Genomic DNA, 21,400 nt, shown 5'->3' on the forward strand with positions numbered 1-21,400 from the left:
TTTATAAGATGCGCCGAGTCGTCCCCGCCTTCCCTTCGGAGCTGCTGCCCCTGCAGCTGGAGACGATTGGAATCAAACCCGACCAGGAGACTATAGCAAGGCCCTCGGGCTATCCTTATTTCCATTGGCTTCAGACGTTACATGGAGAGGGAGAACTATCGATTAACGGGTACACGTGGAAAATGACGGAACGATCGGGCGTTCTTCTCGCCCCGGGGACGCCTCACCGATATGAGCCTAAAGGCGGCGGCTGGCAGACCGGTTATATCACTTTTCATGGCAGTATCGCTGCCAGTTTCGTCCGTTCCCTCGGCTGGGGTGCCGCCGAATGGTTTCAATGGGAAGCCGGCCATGATCCGATAACCGGCCAGCTAAAAGGCATGCTGGCGTTCGCCGAATCGGGCGGCGATCCGTCGGGATGGCGGTATTCCGCGGATTTATACCGATTTCTTACGCTGCTTCGTACCGACGCCCGCACGGATAAGCGGCCCTCCATCTCGAAGCGGCTGGATCGGGTTCAAGGCCTGCTGAACTGGCTGGAACACGAATTCGCCAACCCGGAAATCGGCTTGGCGGAGATGGCTGCGCAGCTCGGCATCAGTGAACGGCAGCTGAACGAAAGATTTCGTGACCTGTTCGGAATGACGGCTTATGCTTATCTCATTCAGCTAAGGCTCCGCAAGGCGAAGGAATGGCTCCCTTACCGGCCCGATTGGACCGTGCGCCGCATCGGAGAAGCGGTCGGGTTTCGCGACGCGAGTCATTTCGTAGCTACGTTTCGGCAGAAGGAAGGCATGACGCCGGAGACCTACCGAAAGCTGTACGGCCCGGGGTCTGATCCGGAACGTCGACTGGACAACTAGCCGTAAGCGGATCAACGGTAGATAAAGCCAAAAAGAGCTCAGCTGAACGCGCTGAGCTCTTTGCCCTTCCCTCTACTGCAGATTCTAGTTGGAACCCCCCTCCTCGCGGCGGTACCACGGAAGCCTGGACAGAGGCGAATGAAGAAGTTCGAGTTTCCTTATGATGCAATCTATTACCCTGAATAGTAAAAGCCGCGGAGCAAATTCACTCCGAGGCTTTCAGATGACCCTTGGTATTGGCTTTATTGTTGGCTAGCCAGGTAGTTTGTAAGTTGCTCAAAGGTACCTTCGAATCCTTGTGCAACCATTGGCGCCATCGAGTCGAATGCTTCCTGCTCTTCCTTAGAGGCATTGAGCGGTCCACCTTGCAGCGTCAGCACCGTCTTCCCCTCATTTTCCTCAAGCGTCAGAATATTCAGAATTTCCAGCGGCCAGTTCGGATTGAACGGAGCGCGAACGGTGTTACCTTCTTCATCGGAAAAGGACTGAACCCATACCAGCTTCTCCGGTGCCTGCACTTCCTGGTAAACGAATTTGCCCCACATCGCCTGCTGTCCATCCGGCGACTTCTGGCAGCCGAGAAACATCCCGCCTGGCCGAACGTCCATTTTAGCCACTTCAAGCGAAAACCCCTTTGGTCCCCACCAGTTGCCAAAGTGCGCCGGATTGGTCCAGACCTCAAATACCAGCTCCCGGGGGGCGTCAAACTCACGTTTCAATAAAAGTCCTTGAGTATTCATTAGATCTCCTCCTTGGAATTTAGGGCTAATCTGATTTTTTTAATTGATTAAGATAATCGGATAAACGGTCAAAACGATCTTCCCACATACTGCGAAACGTATGGAGCCATGCATCCATTTCCATGAATGGCTCGGGGCAAAGCCGGTAGATTCGCCGGTTGGCGTCCGCCCGAACTTCGACAAGGTCGGCTTCACTCAAAACTTTTAAATGTTTGGACGCTTGAGGTTGCCGAAGGTGCAGCCGATCCGCAATTTCCCCGACCGTAAGCGGACCTTCGCGCAACAGCTCAATGATCTGCAATCGGTTGGGTTCCGCGAGCGCGTTCAAAGTTGTCGTTTTCATTGTCCCCCCCGATTTCCCGTTACAACGTGCTGGAAGCTTGCTTCAGTAGACCTGACAGCAGAGCCAGATCCGGAGTGTCGCCTTCCCGCAATTTGATCCATTTCCGTTCAGCAGGCCCGTCGAATCCCTTTGGAAACTCGATGCTGTCTGCGTTCATGATCATGAACGCAATGGCGTCCTTTGACGGCGAGATCACCGCTGCATAATGGCCATTTTTCAAAAAATGCGGTTTCTTGTACTGAATGCGTTCTTCGACTTCCGAAATCGTTTCATGAACCATATTCCGCAGGGTTGAACTCATCTCTCCCTGCCATTTCGGCAGATTATCGATGTAGGCTGTGACTTCCTGATTCATCCCGTTTTCCCTCCCATTTGAATACTTCAAAGCTTATGGGAAAAATATACCACCACAGGAATATTCCCGTCAAGGAATATTTAAATTTTTTTGTTTATTATCAATAACATTAAAGCGTTCTACCTTAAATGACTGATGCTCATTACATTATGAAACGTCATTCTTAAGCCAGCGTAAAAGTATGTATCTTTAATACTATTGTAGAGATGAGACCGAACGCAGGATGCCCGATTCGCGCATCAAGCCGGGGAGTTTTATACAAAATGGAGGGGAATCATTTGTTCACCACAAACAAAGCATTGCGCTTTGGCATGCTTATCGTATTACTGTTTTTGATAATTTTCTTAGGTTCCAAAGTAAGTTTCGTATTTCGTCCGATCATTGCATTAATCGAGGTAGTGTCCATCCCGCTGCTTCTATCCGTATTTTTTTACTATTTGCTCAGGCCGCTGGTGAAGTTAATGGAAAAATATAAAGTTAACCGGACCTTGGCCATTTTGATTATTTACGTCATTTTCGCGCTTGCTATCGTTTGGTTCATTACTAGCAAATGGCCTGTGCTCTACGGACAGTTTATAAGCTTTCTAGATAATGTCCCAAGTCTCTTGAGTTCCGTAGGGGAACAGATCAATGAGCTTGAGAAGAACGGATTCCTCGCTTCCTTATTTCCGGCCAATGAAAGCAATGCACTCTCTTCCATCACCAATTACTTAAACAAAGGCTTTTCTTTCATGTCGAATTATTTAGGCGGTTTGTTTTCGTTTGTGTCTAATTTTACGATTATCCTGTTCACCTTCCCTATCCTCCTGTTTTTCATGCTAAAAGAAGGAGAGAAGTTCGGAAATTTACTTGTGCGTGCAACGCCAACTCGTTATCAAAACGATTCCCGTGAGATTGTCACAGGAATCGACCATATGTTAAGCGGATTTATCGTCGGAAGAGTGATCGTCAATCTTTCGTTGGGCGTCTTAATGTATATCGGCTTCCTGATTATTGGCTTACCCTATGCTTTCTTGCTTACGGTCGTATCTGTCATTGCAAACTTTATTCCGTTTGTCGGTGCCATCCTGTCTGCGATTCCGATTGTCATCGTAGGGCTGACGCAATCGCCGGCTACGGCTATATGGTCGCTTGTTATCATACTGGTCGCTCAACAAGTTCAAGACAACTTGATCGCTCCCTATGTATTCGGTAAAAAGCTGGATATTCACCCTCTTACAACCGTAATCCTTGTCCTGGCTGCCGGCAATATTGGGGGAATCATCGCGATGATTGTTATCATTCCCGTTTATATGATGCTGAAAATCATTGCGGTTCGCGTCTTCTCTCTATTTTTCAAAGAGAAATGGATGAAGCTGTAACATCAACCCTGTGATCTTAGTGGGGGCCTCCTTTTTGTTTGCCTTAATCACCCAGAATCTAACAGAAAATAAATTGAAAAAAACTTGGAGCGCCGTCATAATGAAAAATGAACCGGTAAATTTCAGCTACATATCATTCAAGTAAATTTATTGCATTTTTCTTGGTAAAGTAGGGGGATTGATTTGACGAAGTTATCCTTGATCTCGGAGTCTAGAAAGAAATGTGAAAAGCTAGGTATTGACCCACAGGGGATTCCCTCCTTTACTAACTTTTTATCTGAAAGCGAATTGAATTTAAAACGGGCAGAATACGAGGAAATATTGTCCGTCATTGATTTCTTTGTTCATAAGTTGTTGGAGCTCATGAAAGGGCTCCCGCTGCTCATCCTGATTACCGATGAGAACGGCTGCATACTGGAAATGGCCGGGGATGAAGCGATCAAGACTGTGATTCAGCAATCGGGCATTAAAGTTGGCCTCGTGTTCAATGAACACGAAGCGGGAACCAACAGCATTAATTTGGTTTTGGATCATCGTGAGCCGATTCAACTTGTCGGGGACGAGCATTATTATGAGTTTTTATGGTCTTCGGCCTGTTATACCGTACCCTTTCAATATACAGATATCTCCAATTTGCTCGGAACCATTACGATCATGACGACGATCGACCAGCACAACCCCTTTTTGCTGGCGATGCTATGCACGGTTGTCGATTCGATCGAAAGAGAACTGCTATTGAAGAAGCAAAACAGACGATTGCACATACTGAATCAGGTGGTCATCGAAACGACAAGAAACGGCATTATTATTACGGATCGGGATGGAAACATTACGGAGTTCAACAAGTTTGCTGAAATTTTAACCGGTGCCAAAAAGCAGGACGTCATCAATAAACCTATTCCGAATGCCAAAACAAACGACTTCATTAAAGAGGTCCTTCAAACGGGGAAAGAGTATGAAGACATGGAATTCATGCTGCGTCCTAAGATGGGACAAGACGAGCGGGTCTGTCTGTTTGACGCCTTCCCTATTCGTGACGAGAATATGCAGATCATGGGCGCATTCGCACAGTTTCGGGACATCACGGAGCGTTATCATACGCAAAAGCAAATCAATTATTTAGCTTACCATGACGATTTAACCGGTTTGCCGAATCGAAGATTTTTCACCGGGCATATTGGTGAATTGCTGAGACAAGGGGTGAACGAAAGCCGTATCTTTGCCGTCATGTTTCTCGATCTGGACAGTTTCAAGAAGATTAACGATACGCTGGGTCATAACAACGGCGACGTGCTGTTGCAGATGGTTGCCGAGCGTCTGAAAGCTTGCTGTCATGGTCCGGACCAACTGGTATCCAGAATGGGCGGGGATGAATTCACGATCCTCTTGGAAGAGATTACGGATCAGACGGAAGCCATTCAGGTTGCGGAAGAGATTATTAGAGCATTTGAGAAACCATTTGCAGTGGACGGCTATGAGTTATATATAACAGCCAGCATCGGTATTGCCTTCTATCCTCAAGATGGCAGGGATGTCGAGATGCTGATGAAGAACGCCGACATAGCCCTTTACCAGATGAAAGACGATGGGAAGAACAACTATAACATTTTCAAATCTATCCCGAGCGGCGGCGGTATTGAACGGCTTACGCTGGAGAATTCGATCCGTAAAGCGCTGCAGCTAGAAGAATTCGTGTTATATTACCAGCCCCAGATCGATTCAAAGACAGGGGAAATCATCGGTACCGAGGCGCTTGTTCGCTGGAATCACCCGACTCTTGGCTTGATCCCCCCGGCTAAGTTCATCCCGATCGCCGAAGAAACAGGACTTATTGTCCCCCTCGGAAAATGGGTGCTCAAAACCGCCTGCCTTCAGCATCAAAAATGGAAGGAAAAAGGGTTTACCCCGATGCGCGTGTCAGTGAATCTCTCTTCTCGCCAATTTTCAAAGCATGATTTGGTAGAGACCATCAAAGAGATTTTACTCGAAACCCACATCGATCCCTCCTATCTGGAGCTCGAAATCACAGAGTCGATGACGATGAATGTTGAAGTTGCAATCGAGATACTCGGAAAACTGAAGGAACTAGGTATACTGATCTGTATCGACGACTTTGGGACAGGTTACAGCAATCTCTCCTATCTGAAACAGTTTGCGATTGACCGGCTGAAGATTGATCAATCCTTTGTCAGGGATATCATGACGGATTCGAATGACGCGGACATTGTAGCTACGGTAATCGCAATGGCCCATAAGCTTGGAATCGATGTGATCGCAGAAGGTGTAGAAACGAAGGATCAGTTGGATTTCCTGCGCAGTCAGAACTGCCATGAAGTACAAGGCTTTTATTATTACCCACCTATACCAGCAGAACAAATCGAACAGTTGTTGATGCAAACAACGACCATAAAAACCAATTTGCAGGGGTGATAAGATGAAACAAAGAGTGTATACAATATTAGTCGAGCATTTTAAAAAATGGGGAATTACCCACGTGTTCGGCATTCCCGGAAAGTCCATCTCTCCGCTGATGCTGGAACTCGAAAACTATGATATTCAATATGTGCTGGGTCGTCACGAAGCTGGCTGTGGGTTTGAAGCGTCCGGTTATGCCCTGGCAGCAAAAACGATGGGGATCGCGATCGGTACTTCCGGGCCGGGAGGAACAAACCTGATTACAGCCGCAGCGCAGGCCAAAGAATTCCAGCTGCCTGTATTGTTCATTACCGGACAGCCTTCGATGCAAGAGACTGGGCGCGCTTTAAGCCAGGATTCAAGCCAGTTCGGGGCAGATTTGGTTAAAATGTTCGAACCTGTCACCTTGTTCAGTGCTCGCATCGAACGGGGGGACACTCTCTATCTCTACCTTAAACATGCCTTGGAAAAGGCCTACACCGGTGAAAAGGGACCCGTTCATCTGTGCATCCCGTTTGATGTGCTGATGGAAGAAGTGGAGTCCTTCTACCTGCCATTGCCGGACCATATTTCACCCGTTGTATCTCCCGATATTGATAAGGCCATATCGTTGCTGGACGAGGCCAGGAAACCTGTCCTATTCGTGGGCAAAGGGGCCGTCATGTCGGATACCTATGACCAATTGCAGACAATTGCAGAACATTGGGGAATTCCTGTAATGACCACCCCTGGCGGGAAAGGGGCCTTTCCTACCAATCATCCCTTATACTTGGGCGGATATGGCCTCGGGGGTTCCAAGTATGCAACTGATTATTTGAAATCCGGCGTTGACCTGATGATCGTCGTCGGCAGCAAATTATGCGACATGTCTTTGTCCGGATTTACGGCCGATATGGAGCCGGACAAGGTTCTGCAATTTGAGTATGACCTTACGTTCGCAGGCAAAACCATTCAGGCGCCGACGCAATTGATCCTTGGCGATATTCGCTCCAACTTGACTCAACTTATTTTGCGGAGCGGGGCAACGTCCAAAGAGCATGAGATGCTGACACCGCGGGCACAAGCGGCTGCTGCGTCCTCCCAGATGGAATCCACCATGTTGTCAGCGGGGGCGGCGTTCAGGAGCTTGCGGGCCGTGCTTCCGAAAGAGGCGGTACTCTTCGGAGACGCAGGAAGTCACTCCTTTCATGCCGTACAGCATTTCGAAATCATCGAGCCCGGGACATTCTTTTTCGATGAAGTGTTCATCGCGATGGGAGCGGCGATCGGCTATTCGATTGGAGCGAAAATAGCTATGCAGGATCGCCCTGTCGTCTGTGTGACCGGCGACGGCTGCATCATGATGCACGGCACCGAGATATCGACAGCAGTGAACCACGGGATTCCGGTTATCTTCTTTGTGCTGAATAACGGTCGCTTAGATATGGTGGAAAAGGGAATGTCCTATAACACGGGACGCTCTGTCGGTGCTGTCTATGAGCGGCCGCTGGATATTAGCTTGTTTGCCCAATCCATGGGCGCAACGGCATTTCGCTGTGAGAATGAAACCGACATCAAGCAGGCGGTTCAGTCAACTTTGCAGTCGAATACAGTAGCGGTCATCGAGGTCATGGTGGATCCGCAAGAAATCCCGCCGATCCTCACCAGACTGCTTAGCTTAGATTAAAACTTACGGAGGACGTATATGGAATCGAATCGGTATGATAAAGGAATAGAAGTGTTACAACGGATGGTCAGTGAAGAAACGCTGAACGCGACGGTTAAAAAAATGGAGAAATTTAGTCCTGACATGGCCAAGCTGATTGTCGAGTTCCCTTATGGCTCGCTGTATTCCCGTCCAGGTCTGGATTTAAAGCAGCGGAGCCTGCTTACGATAGGGGCTATGATTGCTTCAGGAGCGGCCGCTCAACTCGATTTCCATATTCAAGGGGCTCTGAATGCCGGGCTCACGCCCAATGAGATTGTAGAGGCCGTCATGCACTGTGTATCTTATGCGGGTTTTCCAAAGACGCTGGATGCCATGTTTGTCGTCATGAAAGTGTTTGATGAACAGGGAATTACATACGAAGAAGCATGACACTTAGCTGTCATGCTTTTTTTTTCTGCGCCTCCCCTCCCCCTGTGTGTTGTCAGAATTGGTGAGAAAAACCAACGGGGAAAGCGTGCTGACAACTACTGTATTGTCTGGGGTCGGCATTGATTATCATCCACCGAACCCAGGTTTCATTGTCTATCAAGCCATCGTGAGCGTACCGGCAGTTGCCCCCGTATTTCCGAGACATACGAGTCCGGAAAGCTTCAATGCTGAGGCCTACTCGAACCCAACTACTATGTAATAAACTAAACCGGAATTGATACAGCTTTCCTGTTTTACTAATCTTAAAACAAATATGAATAAGAACCTGTTGAAAAAATCATGGCGTCTGTGATAATATCCTCATAATATCATTTGAAAAGCGATGAAGAGGAAAAAGTACCAAGGGCTCTTATGTCCAGAGAGCGAAGGGAATGCTGAGACCTTTGCCTTAACCCCTTGTATAATAGTCACCTCGGAGCTGTTGATCGAAAACCAAATCGGAGCGTTGATTTGGTGAGTAGTTCCAAACGGATGGGCACACGTTATCGTGCTGAAGTAAGGGATTCCTTACTTCATGAGGCCGGAATCGTGAGATTTCAGCAAATCAGGGTGGTACCGCGAAAATAACCCCTTTTCGTCCCTATCGTTCGGCAGATCGCTGCCGAGCTTGGGATGAGAGGGGTTTTTATGTATATAACAAACAAGCGATGAAGAGAAAAAAGTGTCAAGGGCTCTTATGTCCAGAGAGCGAAGGAAATGCTGAAACCTTTGCCTTAACCCCTAGCATGACGTCATCTCCGAGCTGTTGATCGAAAACCGGATCAAGCGCTTGATTCAGTGAGTAGTCTCAACCGGATGGCACACGTTACCGTGCCGGAAGTAAGGAAACACTTTACTTCGTGAGGCCCAAAATCGTGAGATTTTAGGCAAACCAGGGTGGTACCGCGAAAATCAACCCCTTTCGCCCCTTTAGTACGGCAGTATGCTGCCGGCTTTTGGGATGAGAGGGGATTTTTTTATTGGAGGGATATCACATGGAAACGAAGAGAGACAAAGCTGAACTCATCACAGGATCCGAATGCCTTTTGCGCTGTTTATTGCTTGAGGGAGTTGAACATGTTTTTGGTTATCCCGGAGGCAACGCGCTGTACATTTATGACGCTATGGTCGACAATCCGGAGTTCAAACACATTCTGGCCCGGCACGAGCAGGGAGCGATACACGCAGCAGACGGTTATGCCCGGTCGACAGGGAAAGTCGGCGTCTGTATCGCCACATCCGGTCCGGGAGCGACAAATCTGATTACCGGGATTGCGACGGCCTATATGGATTCCACACCTCTCGTCATCATTACGGGCAACGTGTCGACTACGGTCATGGGCACGGATGCTTTTCAGGAAGCAGATATCGTCAGCATGACCCTGTCCATAACGAAACACAGTTACTCCGTTCGTCATGTGCAAGACCTGCCGCGCATCGTGCACGAAGCCTTCCATATTGCGAATACGGGCAGGAAAGGTCCTGTATTAATCGACATTCCTAAGGATGTATCCAATCACAAGCTGTATTACCAACCCGCGGGGGCAATTCATCTTCGAGGGTACGATTCCGATCCGAATTTGGATACAGACCCGATCGATACCTTGATTCAAGCGATTACCGAATCCGAAAGACCGGTCATGATCGCCGGAGGAGGAGTGGTTTATTCAGGCGCATCCAATGAGCTGCTGGAGTTCGTGAATAAAACCAACATTCCGGTGGCGACCTCATTGCTTGGTTTGGGAGGTTTTCCAAGTGCTCACGACCTGTGGCTGGGCATGGCGGGCCATCATGGCGCATATGCAGCGAATATGGCCATCCAGCATGCCGATCTGATTATTTCCATGGGTTCGCGGTTTGATGACCGGGTGACCATGAGGGTGGATGGTTTCGCCCCCCATGCCAAACGGATTGCCCATATCGATATTGATCCGGCTGAAATTGGCAAAAACATCAAGGCGGATATTGCGTGCATCGGTGATATCAAGGCTGTACTGGCCTATGCGAATACGAAAGCTGCCGCCTCCCCATCCGATCGTTGGATCAAAGAAATTCAGGAATACAAACGAAATTTTCCGTTTCGGTACAAAGATTCGGATACGGAGCTTAAGCCCCAATATGTCATTGAAATGATCCATGAAACCACACAGGGCGAGGCGATCATAACCACGGATGTAGGCCAGCACCAGATGTGGGCAGCTCAATTTTACAAGTTTAACCATCCCCGCTCGCTGATCACCTCAGGAGGTCTTGGAACGATGGGGTTCGGGTTACCGGCCGCCATTGGCGCACAGATCGGGAATCCAAATCGTCTTGTGGTTTCCGTAAACGGTGACGGGGGCATGCAAATGTGCGCTCAGGAGATGGCTATTTGTTCCATTCATCGCATTCCCGTCAAAATTGTCGTGATTAACAACCAAGTATTGGGGATGGTTAAGCAGCAGCAGGAACTCAGTTATTCCAAGCGTTACAGCCAAATCGACCTTGCCGGCAGCCCCGATTTCGTAAAGCTGGCTGAAGCCTATGGCATCAAAGGGTTGAGAGCGAGTAATAAAGCAGAGGCTTCCCGCGTTTGGCAAGAGGCTCTAAATACACCTGGTCCCGTACTTGTAGAGTTTGTCGTCCCGAAAGAAGAGAATGTATATCCTATGGTCCTTGCAGGAACGGCGTTACATGAAATGATTCTGGGGGATATCGAATGATTTGCACGCTGCAGCCGGCCGTTGGGAGCCTACATTGCATCGCCGCCACTTTCGTTATATGACAGTCCCTCAACTTCGTACAACATTCGCGGCAGTTATTTTTGCTTTGCCGTTCAACAACTTAAAATCAATAGAACCAGCCAGTGGGCTGGTTCTATTCAAATTTACGTATGCTTTTTCAAGCCCGAATAGAACCAATTAAATAGAAATGTTCCATTCACTTGCCCACTTACGGGCTAGTTACGTTGCATGTATGGAAATAAAATGATATAAAAATAGATAAGGGGGGTATACTATCTTAAAAGAAAGGTGAGTATTTAGTATGTCTCAATGGAAAAGATCATGGTATGCGAGTCAAACCCAATTTGATGATCGGTTTTTTGGTCATGCTTTCTCCCATGCTTCATTCGAGAACCAGACTGTACGCATGGTGATACATCCTCACGATTACGGATCGATATGGCGTATTAAATTTTCTAATCGTTACGGAGTTTACCCTTTAACACTCGACAGTGTCACGCTAGCAAGCCACCGCAAGAATGCAAATATTGATGATCAAGATGTTGGCAATGTTACATTTAAAGGGTCATCCAAGGTTGTCATACCGGTTGGGAAAGAATTGTATAGTGATCCTATCTCGTATCATGCTGATCCAAGCACTGATTTAACCATTAGTCTCTATTTGCCCGTTTATACAAAGGTTTCAACTTGGCACTTTTCCCCTGCTCATTCCACGTACATCGCGCAAGGAAAGCAAACTAAGGTGAACGATGCCAATATATTTGATACTACGACACATTCGTATTATTGGTTAACCGCATTAGATGTAGAAGTGATGTCTTCAGAAGTTGATCCTGGGGTCTTTGTTGTGATGGGAGACTCCATTACAGAAGGCTATGCTTCCAGTCTAAATGCTAACCAACGCTGGCCAGACTTATTACTGAATCGAATCCGTCAAGTGAGCCGTGATCAGCCGTTGCCCTCGATTCTAAACGCGGGACTAACCGGCAACATGATTTTAAGAGATGCAAGAGATATTGAAGAAGGGGCAGCTCTTGGTTTAGTAAATGCCGGTGAACGAATGCTTGATCGTTTAGAGCCAGAAGGTTTTACCCAGCCAGGTCTAAAGGGAATCATATTTAATTGCGGTATAAATGATATTTTCGGTGATGCTACCTCGGAACAACTGATAAGAGGGTTGAATGAAATGATCGACCGAACAAAGAAACAACATCTTAAGGTAGCAATATGTACCGTGACACCCTTTGGGAAATCGCATTTTTTTACTGATGAGCGGGAAAAAGTACGTCAAGAAGTGAATCAATGGATCCGTTCTAACGCTCAAACTGATCTAATCATCGACCTGGATCGGACATTGGCGGATCCACAAGAGCCGACTCAAATGCTCCATATTTATGATTCAGGCGACAAAGCTCACCCCAATGACGATGGGAACAAAGCCATAGCGGAAGCAATACCATTATCATTTTTTTACGAGTCAAGCCAAAATTAGCAACCCATTTGGTCTAATATCCGTTGTACATTTTAGCAGATGCTCATCCCGCCTCTTGGCTGGCTCGAACTTGTTCCAGAAATACCGACCTCCAGCAAGTTGCAACGTAAAAGGGCTCTAACTTGAAATTCTACAAGTTAGAGCCCTTTGAACCCGCCAAATCCTATTCATGCCAGTAATGCACTTATTTCTTTGAAATTTTCTGCAAACCCAATGAACACTTTATCGTCAATAAGGATGGTCGGGACAATTTGTTTACCCGTAAGATTTTTAACTTCTACTGCATATTCAGGGTTTTCTTCGCAGTTATATTCTATATAAGGAACGTCTTGCTCTTTGAAGTATCGCTTCGCATGATTGCAATCACTGCAGGTGGGGATCGTGTAGATTTTTACGTTTGCGGACATACTCTCAACCCCTTTTCCTGATATTAATTAGCGACCTCATACCCTTTACTCCGGATAACATCCTTAATGTCTCCAAGGGTAAATTTTGATTCGTCGTACTTGACTTCAACGGTACCTTGATCAAAATGAACCTTTCCCTCCACACCGATGGAATTCAATGTTCCTTCAATTTTACTAATGCATGAACGGCAGCTCATTCCATGTACTTTGACGTTTGCATCTTGCATCATATTCACCTCCTTTCGCTTGCTGTTGGCTATCTTATCGTTTCTGCTGCAATCGTTAGCTGCGTACTTTTACACGCTGCAGCCGAAGTGCGTTCAGTACAACGGATACGGAGCTCAGAGCCATCGCTGCTCCTGCTACCCAAGGTGCCAGCAGACCGATGGCTGCGATCGGAATGCCTAGAGTGTTATAACCAAGCGCCCAGAATAAATTCTGGCGGATGTTACTCATCGTTTTACGGCTCATATAGATGGCGTCCGGGATACTCGTCAGATCGCCACGCATCAAGGTCACATCGGCCGCCTCCATGGCAACATCCGTTCCTGTCCCGATAGCCATTCCTATATCAGCTGTGGCTAATGCCGGAGCATCGTTAATGCCATCACCCACCATGGCTACGGTTTTTCCTTGGGCCTGCAGGGCTTTAACTTCTTCTGCTTTCCCTTCGGGCAACACTTCTGCACGTACATGATCAATGCCAACCTGGGCAGCGATCGCTTTGGCTGTACGCTCATTATCACCTGTGATCATGATCACCTGAATGCCCATTCCTTTTAAGCGCTGGACAGCTTCTTTAGAAGTCTCTTTGATGGTATCCGCCACCGCAACCATGCCGGCATATTGCTTATCGATCGCTACGAGCATAGCTGTTTTTCCCGTTTCTTCGAGTCTGGACATCGATTCGTAGGCATGCATAGCATCTACATCGTACTTTTCCATCAATCTTCTAGTACCGATCAGCAGTTCTTTTCCTTCGACGACAGCCTGGATTCCGTAGCCTGGAATAGCTTCAAAAGCTTCTGTTCCAGGAAGGGAAATATTGCGCTCCTGAATGCCGGTCACAATCGCTTCGGCCAAAGGGTGTTCCGAATTTTTCTCAGCAGCGCCGACGAATCTGAGGAAATCCTCTTCGTCCAGTTCTGTGAGCACATCCGTAAGTTCGGGTTTACCTTTCGTTACCGTTCCTGTTTTATCCAGGATTATGGCGTCAATTTTATGAGTCTGTTCAAGGTGTTCTCCGCCTTTGAACAAGATCCCGAGTTCTGCAGCACGACCCGACCCGGCCATAATCGATGTTGGTGTTGCCAACCCCAGCGCACATGGGCACGCAATAACCAGGATGGCGATTGCTTTTTCCAAGGCCTCTGCAAACTCGCCAGGTGTGACCAAGAAATACCAGACCAGGAATGCGACCACCGCAATACCTACGACTATGGGAACAAAGATACCGGAGATCACGTCTGCCACCCGCTGAATCGGGGCTTTGGAACCCTGAGCTTCTTCAACCACTTTAATAATCTGTGCCAGCGCAGTTTCCTTGCCGACTTTGGTTGCTTTAATACGGAGCATGCCATTTTTGTTGATGGTCGCTCCAATGACGGCATCACCGGCATTCTTTTCAACGGGTAAGCTTTCGCCAGTTAGCATGGATTCATCCACGGAGGATGTTCCTTCGAGCACCACACCATCAACCGGAACTTTGTCTCCGGGCCGTACAAGAACCACATCCCCGACACTCACTTCATCGACCGGAATCGTCATTTCCTGACCATCGCGTACAACCAGTGCCGTCTTCGCCTGAAGTCCCATCAGGGACTTGATGGCTTCGGAAGTCCGGCCCTTGGCCAGCGATTCGAACAGCTTACCCATGATAACTAAAGTGATCAGGATCGCACTTGTTTCATAGTACAGTGATGGACCGTGGTGGGCGTTCGCTCCGGCAGTGAACCAGTCCATCGTCAGGTACAGACTGTAGAAATAAGCGGCTGAAGTTCCTAGCGATACCAACACGTCCATATTGGCGCTTCCGTTTCGGAGTGCCTTATAGGCCCCCACATAAAACTGTTTTCCGACATAAAATTGGACCGGTGTTGCTAAAATGAGCTGAAACCACGGATTCATCAAAATTTCTGGCAGGTAGATCCACGAGGTGAATGAAAAATGTGCCACCATACTCCATAGCAACGGAAGGGACAAGATTGCCGATAAAAGCAGCAATCGTTTCTGATGCTTAATTTCTTGTTTCCGGTGGTCGACCGTTTTCTTGTTCTCCTGCTTCGTTACCGCTTTATAACCGAGCTGCTTAACTTTATTCTGCATATCCGAAATGGAGATGTCAGCTGGCGAATACTCGACTCTTGCCGTTTCCATCGCAAAGTTGACGGATGCGTTGGTAACCCCGGGAAGTTTGCTCAAGCCTTTTTCAATACGGTTAGCACACGCAGCACAGGTCATTCCTTCGAGGTTAAAATCAACGACTTCTTTCGCCGTATCATACCCCAGTTTTTTTATCATTTCCTCCAACTTATCGACGCCCACCTTACCTGGATCATACGTTACACTTGCTTTCTCCAAGGCAAAGTTCACGTTGGCTGAAGAAACACCTTCCAGTTTATTCAGTCCTTTTTCAATACGATTGGCGCATGCAGCACAAGTCATTCCTGTAATTTGCAGCGTCGTCTGTTTGCTCTCTTTTCCGGCTACGGCTTCCATGTTCATCACTCCTAGAGGATATTGGCAAATGCATTCTCACAGTTTTAAAAGTTGCATGATATTACTTTTTTCATGGGTTGTTATATTAAGGCGTTTATTTTGCTTACCAACAGCCTTCATGCATTTAGTATACCCCCCTACCCTATAAACAGTCAACACTTTTCTAATTTTTTTGTGTACCCCAGTACCCTATTTGATGATCCAAAATAAAAAAGCAGCGTGCTCGCTGCCGAACTTAGGTTTAGGTTAGAGTAGTGTATGATGATCATTTAGAGGGTGTTCCAGTTCAGTCAGCAAGAACATAATTACGTATAATTTAATTTTGACGTAATTTGATGGCGCTCTTTAGAAGGATCTGCAGCCGGCGCCGCCGCCACTGTGCAACTATTATTGATTCACCGTACATTGATCGTTTTATATAAAGCACTTGCGGAGTTAAACTGTACTCACTCGGCTATGACGTTGCTGGAGATTGGGGTATCCCAGGAAGAAGGTTATTCCGAAAAGGCGGAGAAGAAAGAACCCACCACATTCATTTTTATCAAACTGATAATCCCCAGATTGAACGACACCTAATATTTAGAGATTATTTGAGGTGTCATCCTGAAGAAGTTGCAAGATACAGTCGATTTAAGACAGAACTAGCTCAACGCTTCGAAAATACCAGCGAATATAGCCCAGCCAAAAAAAAAACATTTGTAAGGGAAATGGAACAGCTTGCGCTTGCATGGTTTACTGAAATCCAAGCAAAAAATTAACTTAAGGAAGTTCGGAGTCACCTCATACATAATACGAACAGAACATATGTCTATTATTAGACATATGTACAAAATCCACCTTTTGTGAAGTAGCTGCTCCGGAGTTTCTTGTTAAGAAATGATTTCTATAGTTACCGTATAAACATAGATACCTTTCTTAATTTGATAGGGATCGTGAATATTTTTGGTCCAGCCGGTATCTCCACCAAGACCTGCATGTTTGTAGTCAATGTTAAGAAAAACAGAATCTGAATTTCCCAACTCGTCTTCATAGGCGGCGTTGTCATATTGCTCAATACTGTGCTCATGAATATCAAAATGGAAATGTCCCGCTGCCGATACTTTTACTTCTTGTTCATTGGATGACAAATATAAATACCGGACATCCTCTTTACCACCACATTCTACCGGTAAGATATAGGGTACGTGCTGCCGTTCTACAGTGCTCTCATATACTCCAACGAATGCGGCAGATTTACGATCCGCGTAGTTCTCCCATGGCCCGCGACCATACCATTTCAACTTCTTCCAAGCATCAGAGAACTTAAAGCTTAGCCCAATTCTCGGGAGGGTGTCGACCTTGGCATTGTTCACAACTGTATTCGTGATTTCTATACCTTTGCCGCCGACGGTATAATTGGTTTTTGTTTCAATGCATCCATGATATATACAATGAACTTGAATGATAACAGCAGCAGGTGCTGCAAATACCCGAATATTCTTGATTTCTTTCTCATTGGAATGGAGCCCGAGAGCTTGCCATTCATCTGCATAATTGGACGTTTCGAGATGAATACCTGCATCAATTCCTGTTGGAGGACGGTAGAAGTTATTTGTTCCTCCCGTGAAATAGTTCTTGTTATTGTATTTTACAGAAATGAACTCTGCTGTTTCTTTCGAGAAAAGGACCGTTGTATTTTCATTATATATATGAATTTCATTTGTCGTTTCATCATACTTCAAGCTATCATTTTCTATATCTCCAGTATGCACTTTATTAACAGAATCTTTAATCTCTATCTGGCATGCATAAATACAGGTTCCCTTCTTAGAATAAAAGGTGTCCTCGTCCAAATAAGCATAGAAATTAAGAAAAGCTTCCCCAGAGACTTTAGACGAATCATATGGTGTTTGAAGCTTACCAACGGATCCGGGTGCTGTGTGATATTTAGGCAAACTACCGCTTTCAATCACATTGCCATCGCAAACCAGCTCCCACACCATATTCAAATGGCTTAAATCCCGATGCGTGTAGTGATTATAAATGCGATAGCTATTATTCCCAGGAATGTAATCCATTTGGATAGGAGATTGTACATTTTTTATTTCATTCGCAGCCGGCTTGAGCGTTAGATCAGGGAAAACAATACCATTCAGGCACATATCAGGAGCAGGATCAATAACTTCTTCCTGGAATGCCCCGCCATAGACATACTTTTTATTTCCGTCTTTATCATGCTTAACCAGCGCTTTATCCTGAAAATCCCAAATAAATCCTCCTTGAAACCGCGGGAATTTATGAATGAGATCCCAAAATTCCTTAAAGTTTCCGTTACTGTTACTTTTCGCGTACGCATATTCACACATAATAAAAGGATGCAAATCTTCGCTTTCCGCCATGACATCCAAGATCCAATCTTTCTGAGGATACATAGGCGCCACAATATCAGAGATATTTGCTGGAGGACTCAGAGACTCATACTGAACATACCTTGTTTTGTCATACTCCTTAATCCAGCCGTACATCGCAGCATGATTCACTCCATAACCGGATTCATTACCCAGAGACCAGAGAATGATGGATGGATGATTTTTATCTCTCAGAACCATCCGTGTAGCCCGTTCTATATACGCATGTGTCCATTCGGGGGATGCGCTTAACTGGCCGCCAAGACCGTGTGTTTCAATATTGGCTTCATCCACCAAATAAATGCCCAGTTCATCACACAGGTCATACCATTCGATTGCGTGGGGATAATGACTTGTTCTTACCGCATTGATATTCAGCGATTTCATGACCTTAATTTGCTCACGCATATATTCTATTGTTACGACTCGTCCTGTTTCAGGACAAAAGGCGTGAAGATTAGTTCCCCGTATAATGAGACGCTTCCCATTAATTCTCAGGACCCCTTTTCGATCGATATTCACTTCACGGAAGCCGACATTCGCGCTCTCAATATCAATTACATTTCCAGAACAATCAATCATTTCTAACACCAATTTATAGAGGTAAGGGTTCTCGTCGCTCCACAATTGAGGATTTGAAATGGTTTTAGTAACCTTTGCTACATATTTTTCTTGCAGATAGAAATCACAATCCGCAAACTTTGGCGTTTCAAACTCAGTAACCAATTGCTGATCGCTATCATAAAGGGACAACCGCACATGGGCTTCACCATAACCATTAGCTTGATTATTAGGTAAAACCGTCACTTTTAATTCGGCATTGTTGTAATTACCTGAAAAGAGGGTTTCGATCTTATAATCATGGATGCGCATCTGTGGTTTTGCATAAATGAGAACATCTCGGTAGATCCCCGAGAGATGCCAGTAATCCTGATCCTCCAGATAAGTGCCGGCTCCAAACCGCATAACCTGAACAGCTATACGGTTTTGTCCCTTTTGAATGTAATCCGTGATATCAAAAGAAGCGTTAAGCTTACTGTCCTGAGAATAACCTACCTGTCTGCCGTTTAACCAAAGATAAAAACACGATTCTACACCTCCAAAATCGATAAATATATCCCTTGCGTTAAAATGTTCGTCAACTTCAAACGTTCGGACGTAACAACCGGTAAGATTACTATCTGGCACATGAGGCGGATTCAAAATGTATTCATTCTTCTTGAGTTGAATTTCGTGATGTGAACCCTCCCCTTTTTGAACAAAGGGATACAACATATTAGTGTATACAGGTTTTCCATACCCCGAAAGTTCCCAATGGGAAGGAACCGGAATATTATCCCAATGGGAGACATCATGGTCAGGACTATAGAATTCATTCGTTACTTCTTCGGGAGACCCAAACAATTTAAACTTCCACATTCCATTCAGGCTCTTTACGTATTTAGACCTTCTCCGGTCTCCGCTTAAAGCCTGTTCAACGGTTTCGTATGCTCCGTAGGGCTCATGCATGGGATAACGATTTTTTTGAGTAACATATTGATTTTCCCAATCTCTGCTTAGCTTCATTGGCTTATATAACACTCCCATCCATTGTTCTAATTGGTTGATCTCTCAATGTAGATACCCTTATAATATAAGGAAAATGCAACTGAGATTCTAGTAAAGGGTGTCCTTTCCTGCTCCACCATATCCCGGATGCCTGCCAGTATAATCGGTTCATCATCAATGATCATCAAGTTTAGCATGATCTCGCTCCTCCAGATATAGCTTTAGCGTACAGACGGTCCCTTCTCCGAGTTTGCTCTCTAGGGCCAAGCTTGATTGAGGACCGAAGTAAGCCTTGACACGTTGAAGGACATTGCTGAGTCCAATTCCTTCAGTTTCCGAGATCCCCCCTTCGTCATACCCATTGTTATCCCGCAGCTTTTGTTGCAGCAACTTCATTCGGTCATCCGAGATGCCTGTGCCGTTGTCCGCCACAATAATAATTACGAATTCTCCTTGAACTGCCATACGAATCGAGACATGCTTCCCCCCTCTCCGTTTGGATAACCCGTGCAGAATACTATTCTCAACGAGCGGCTGCAGAATGAACCGTGGGCAAGGAATGGAGGTAGCCGCTTCATCCTTCTCCCATTCGATTTGCAGATCGGGCATTCGAATCTTATGAATAGCTAAATATTGATGGAGGTACTCCCATTCTTCACCGACCGTCGTGTTATCTTTCCGAGATAAGCTGTATCGCATAAGACTGCCGAGAGAGTATGCCATCTCCGAAACGGTTGAATCACCCTTGGCTCGGGCCAACATTCGCATCGTCTCCAGCGTATTATAGAGAAAGTGAGGCTGAATTTGTGCCTGAAGCATCTTGAATTCCGCATCTTTCTTCAGTATTTCGACCTTCTGAACTCGATTGACAAGCTCGTCTATCCGTGCGATCATCGCGTTGTAATTCGAAATCAGGTATCCGAATTCATTCTGCCCTACAGGTCCCGTATACGAATGTCCAAGCCAATCGGGACCAACCCGCCTCATATGTCTGGATAGAAGCAGCATTCGTTTGGTCAAGGACGACAAAATAGCGTAATAAAGGGTTGATAGCAGGAGCAATAAACCCACTCCTCCCACGAGCCACCATTGCTTCACTCTAAACAAGTGAACAAGTGATTCTCGCGGGTTGATCTCAATCACAGTCCATCCAAGCTGCTTTATTGGCGCAGAATTAACAATAAACTGCGCGTTGACATGCTCCTTTTCACCCGCATGAACCCTGCGAGCCGTATCATCTAATGTTTTGAAATTGTTCTCTTTGTCGATGCTGCGGTAGATCGTCTGTCCATTTGCGTCGGTAAGAAGAACTGTGTTCCCGGGATGCATGCTTCGGAGAGATTGCACAAAGTCTTCCACAAGGGTGGAATGGACTGATATCGCGAGAATTCCCAAATCGTTGCTATACAAATCGTTGTAGATTTTATGATAAAAAACGAGGGACAGCGTTCCGTCGGTTTTTGCTCTCTTCCATAAGCCTGCCTTTGGACTCAATGCACTAAGTTCGGCATCTGTCAGCTCTTTGCGCCCTTCCTCATATGGCTTGAATCCGCTTACGGTTAACATTTTGCGTTGAGTCTTGGGATACACGGTTAAATTATCGACTTGAGCCTCTGCGAGTGACGCGAACGATAAGGCCGGCGAGATATCCTTCAGATAGGAATAAATTAAATCCCTATCGTTCAGCTCATTTCCTCGCAAATAATCGATCAAGGCCGAGTTATTCTGGTAGATAGAATACAGTGATTCAATCTTCAGGAAGCTGGCGTCCAGGTTCACCGCGAGCTGCTCGATATTCTGTTGATTGGCAAGTTGGTACTGTGTCGTTAACTTCTCGTTCAACTGGGCATAAACGAAAATTGCGAAAAATAGAAACGGAATGACGATTAGAAGAATATAACCGACTATCATCTTCGTGCCGATTCGCAAGGT

The 21,400-nt window shown here is 46.2% G+C and carries 15 protein-coding genes and 1 pseudogene; 8 read left to right on the forward strand and 8 right to left on the reverse strand.

Features of this window, described 5'->3' with window-relative positions; all coding sequences use genetic code 11:
• Positions 1-8 precede the first annotated feature (8 nt).
• Positions 9-863: an AraC family transcriptional regulator gene (locus tag C7820_RS14855; RefSeq protein ID WP_116231524.1), complete on the forward strand. Its 855-nt coding sequence runs from the start codon at positions 9-11 to the stop codon at positions 861-863.
• Positions 864-1,105: 242 nt separating this feature from the next.
• Here the strand turns inward: C7820_RS14855 and C7820_RS14860 are convergent, their stop codons facing one another.
• The 3 genes from C7820_RS14860 to C7820_RS14870 are packed head-to-tail and all read right to left on the reverse strand — an operon-like array spanning position 1,106 to position 2,301.
• Positions 1,106-1,603 (reverse strand): SRPBCC family protein, encoded by a 498-nt coding sequence (locus tag C7820_RS14860; protein ID WP_116231525.1) that lies wholly within the window; start codon positions 1,601-1,603, stop codon positions 1,106-1,108.
• Positions 1,604-1,628: 25 nt separating this feature from the next.
• The gene (locus tag C7820_RS14865; protein ID WP_116231526.1) at positions 1,629-1,946 is read right to left on the reverse strand and encodes an ArsR/SmtB family transcription factor; all 318 of its coding nucleotides are present in this window, start codon (positions 1,944-1,946) and stop codon (positions 1,629-1,631) included.
• 19 nt (positions 1,947-1,965) lie between these two features.
• Positions 1,966-2,301, reverse strand: a complete 336-nt coding sequence (locus C7820_RS14870; RefSeq protein WP_116231527.1) for a DUF1801 domain-containing protein — start codon at positions 2,299-2,301, stop codon at positions 1,966-1,968.
• Between the two features lie 278 nt (positions 2,302-2,579).
• Between C7820_RS14870 and C7820_RS14875 the strand changes: the two genes are divergently transcribed.
• The 6 genes from C7820_RS14875 to C7820_RS14900 all read left to right on the forward strand — a co-directional run bounded on the left by C7820_RS14875 (position 2,580) and on the right by C7820_RS14900 (position 12,408).
• Positions 2,580-3,662 carry an AI-2E family transporter gene (locus C7820_RS14875; protein ID WP_309545756.1) on the forward strand — a complete coding sequence of 361 codons (1,083 nt, stop codon included), beginning with the start codon at positions 2,580-2,582 and terminating at the stop codon, positions 3,660-3,662.
• A gap of 183 nt (positions 3,663-3,845) precedes the next feature.
• The gene (locus C7820_RS14880) at positions 3,846-6,092 is read left to right on the forward strand and encodes an EAL domain-containing protein (RefSeq protein ID WP_116231529.1); all 2,247 of its coding nucleotides are present in this window, start codon (positions 3,846-3,848) and stop codon (positions 6,090-6,092) included.
• Positions 6,093-6,096: 4 nt separating this feature from the next.
• On the forward strand, positions 6,097-7,743 hold the full coding sequence (locus C7820_RS14885) for a thiamine pyrophosphate-binding protein (RefSeq protein ID WP_116231530.1): 1,647 nt from the start codon (positions 6,097-6,099) through the stop codon (positions 7,741-7,743).
• Positions 7,744-7,761: 18 nt separating this feature from the next.
• Positions 7,762-8,154 carry a carboxymuconolactone decarboxylase family protein gene (locus C7820_RS14890; protein ID WP_076169017.1) on the forward strand — a complete coding sequence of 131 codons (393 nt, stop codon included), beginning with the start codon at positions 7,762-7,764 and terminating at the stop codon, positions 8,152-8,154.
• Positions 8,155-9,188: 1,034 nt separating this feature from the next.
• A complete protein-coding gene (ilvB, locus tag C7820_RS14895) occupies positions 9,189-10,895 on the forward strand; it encodes a biosynthetic-type acetolactate synthase large subunit (RefSeq protein ID WP_116231531.1) in 1,707 nt (568 codons plus the stop codon).
• Positions 10,896-11,217: 322 nt separating this feature from the next.
• A complete protein-coding gene (locus tag C7820_RS14900; protein ID WP_116231532.1) occupies positions 11,218-12,408 on the forward strand; it encodes a GDSL-type esterase/lipase family protein in 1,191 nt (396 codons plus the stop codon).
• Between the two features lie 167 nt (positions 12,409-12,575).
• Here C7820_RS14900 and C7820_RS14905 read toward each other — a convergent pair whose 3' ends face one another.
• From C7820_RS14905 to C7820_RS14915, 3 genes are read right to left on the reverse strand one after another with little or no spacing between them, the layout of a single operon-like run.
• Entirely contained in the window at positions 12,576-12,815 is a 240-nt protein-coding gene (locus tag C7820_RS14905; RefSeq protein WP_116231533.1) for a glutaredoxin family protein, read from the reverse strand.
• Between the two features lie 23 nt (positions 12,816-12,838).
• Positions 12,839-13,045 carry a heavy-metal-associated domain-containing protein gene (locus tag C7820_RS14910; RefSeq protein ID WP_116231534.1) on the reverse strand — a complete coding sequence of 69 codons (207 nt, stop codon included), beginning with the start codon at positions 13,043-13,045 and terminating at the stop codon, positions 12,839-12,841.
• A 52-nt stretch (positions 13,046-13,097) separates the two neighbouring features.
• Positions 13,098-15,533, reverse strand: coding sequence for a heavy metal translocating P-type ATPase (locus C7820_RS14915; protein ID WP_116231535.1), 2,436 nt, complete (start codon positions 15,531-15,533; stop codon positions 13,098-13,100).
• 437 nt (positions 15,534-15,970) lie between these two features.
• On the opposite strand from C7820_RS14915, the pseudogene C7820_RS14920 reads away from it, so the two are divergent.
• Positions 15,971-16,291, forward strand: a pseudogene (locus C7820_RS14920) (GrpB family protein); the annotation flags it as partial.
• A gap of 111 nt (positions 16,292-16,402) precedes the next feature.
• Here the strand turns inward: C7820_RS14920 and C7820_RS14925 are convergent.
• Together C7820_RS14925 and C7820_RS14930 are read right to left on the reverse strand one after the other, a co-directional pair.
• Positions 16,403-19,486, reverse strand: coding sequence for a glycoside hydrolase family 2 TIM barrel-domain containing protein (locus C7820_RS14925; protein WP_181909041.1), 3,084 nt, complete (start codon positions 19,484-19,486; stop codon positions 16,403-16,405).
• Between the two features lie 156 nt (positions 19,487-19,642).
• Positions 19,643-21,397, reverse strand: a complete 1,755-nt coding sequence (locus C7820_RS14930; protein WP_181909042.1) for a cache domain-containing sensor histidine kinase — start codon at positions 21,395-21,397, stop codon at positions 19,643-19,645.
• Between the last annotated feature and the right edge of the window lie 3 nt (positions 21,398-21,400).

The organism is Paenibacillus sp. VMFN-D1 (assembly GCF_003386155.1).
Taxonomy (GTDB): domain Bacteria; phylum Bacillota; class Bacilli; order Paenibacillales; family Paenibacillaceae; genus Paenibacillus_AQ; species Paenibacillus_AQ favisporus.

Excerpts from the sequence above, each read along its gene's own strand:
- C7820_RS14855 (WP_116231524.1), top strand. The coding sequence starts at position 9 with ATGCGCCGAGTCGTCCCCGCCTTCCCTTCGGAGCTGCTGCCCCTGCAG.
- C7820_RS14860 (WP_116231525.1), bottom strand. The coding sequence starts at position 1,603 with ATGAATACTCAAGGACTTTTATTGAAACGTGAGTTTGACGCCCCCCGG.
- C7820_RS14865 (WP_116231526.1), bottom strand. The coding sequence starts at position 1,946 with ATGAAAACGACAACTTTGAACGCGCTCGCGGAACCCAACCGATTGCAG.
- C7820_RS14870 (WP_116231527.1), bottom strand. The coding sequence starts at position 2,301 with ATGAATCAGGAAGTCACAGCCTACATCGATAATCTGCCGAAATGGCAG.
- C7820_RS14885 (WP_116231530.1), top strand. The coding sequence starts at position 6,097 with ATGAAACAAAGAGTGTATACAATATTAGTCGAGCATTTTAAAAAATGG.
- C7820_RS14890 (WP_076169017.1), top strand. The coding sequence starts at position 7,762 with ATGGAATCGAATCGGTATGATAAAGGAATAGAAGTGTTACAACGGATG.
- ilvB (WP_116231531.1), top strand. The coding sequence starts at position 9,189 with ATGGAAACGAAGAGAGACAAAGCTGAACTCATCACAGGATCCGAATGC.
- C7820_RS14900 (WP_116231532.1), top strand. The coding sequence starts at position 11,218 with ATGTCTCAATGGAAAAGATCATGGTATGCGAGTCAAACCCAATTTGAT.
- C7820_RS14905 (WP_116231533.1), bottom strand. The coding sequence starts at position 12,815 with ATGTCCGCAAACGTAAAAATCTACACGATCCCCACCTGCAGTGATTGC.
- C7820_RS14910 (WP_116231534.1), bottom strand. The coding sequence starts at position 13,045 with ATGATGCAAGATGCAAACGTCAAAGTACATGGAATGAGCTGCCGTTCA.
- C7820_RS14915 (WP_116231535.1), bottom strand. The coding sequence starts at position 15,533 with ATGGAAGCCGTAGCCGGAAAAGAGAGCAAACAGACGACGCTGCAAATT.
- C7820_RS14925 (WP_181909041.1), bottom strand. The coding sequence starts at position 19,486 with ATGAAGCTAAGCAGAGATTGGGAAAATCAATATGTTACTCAAAAAAAT.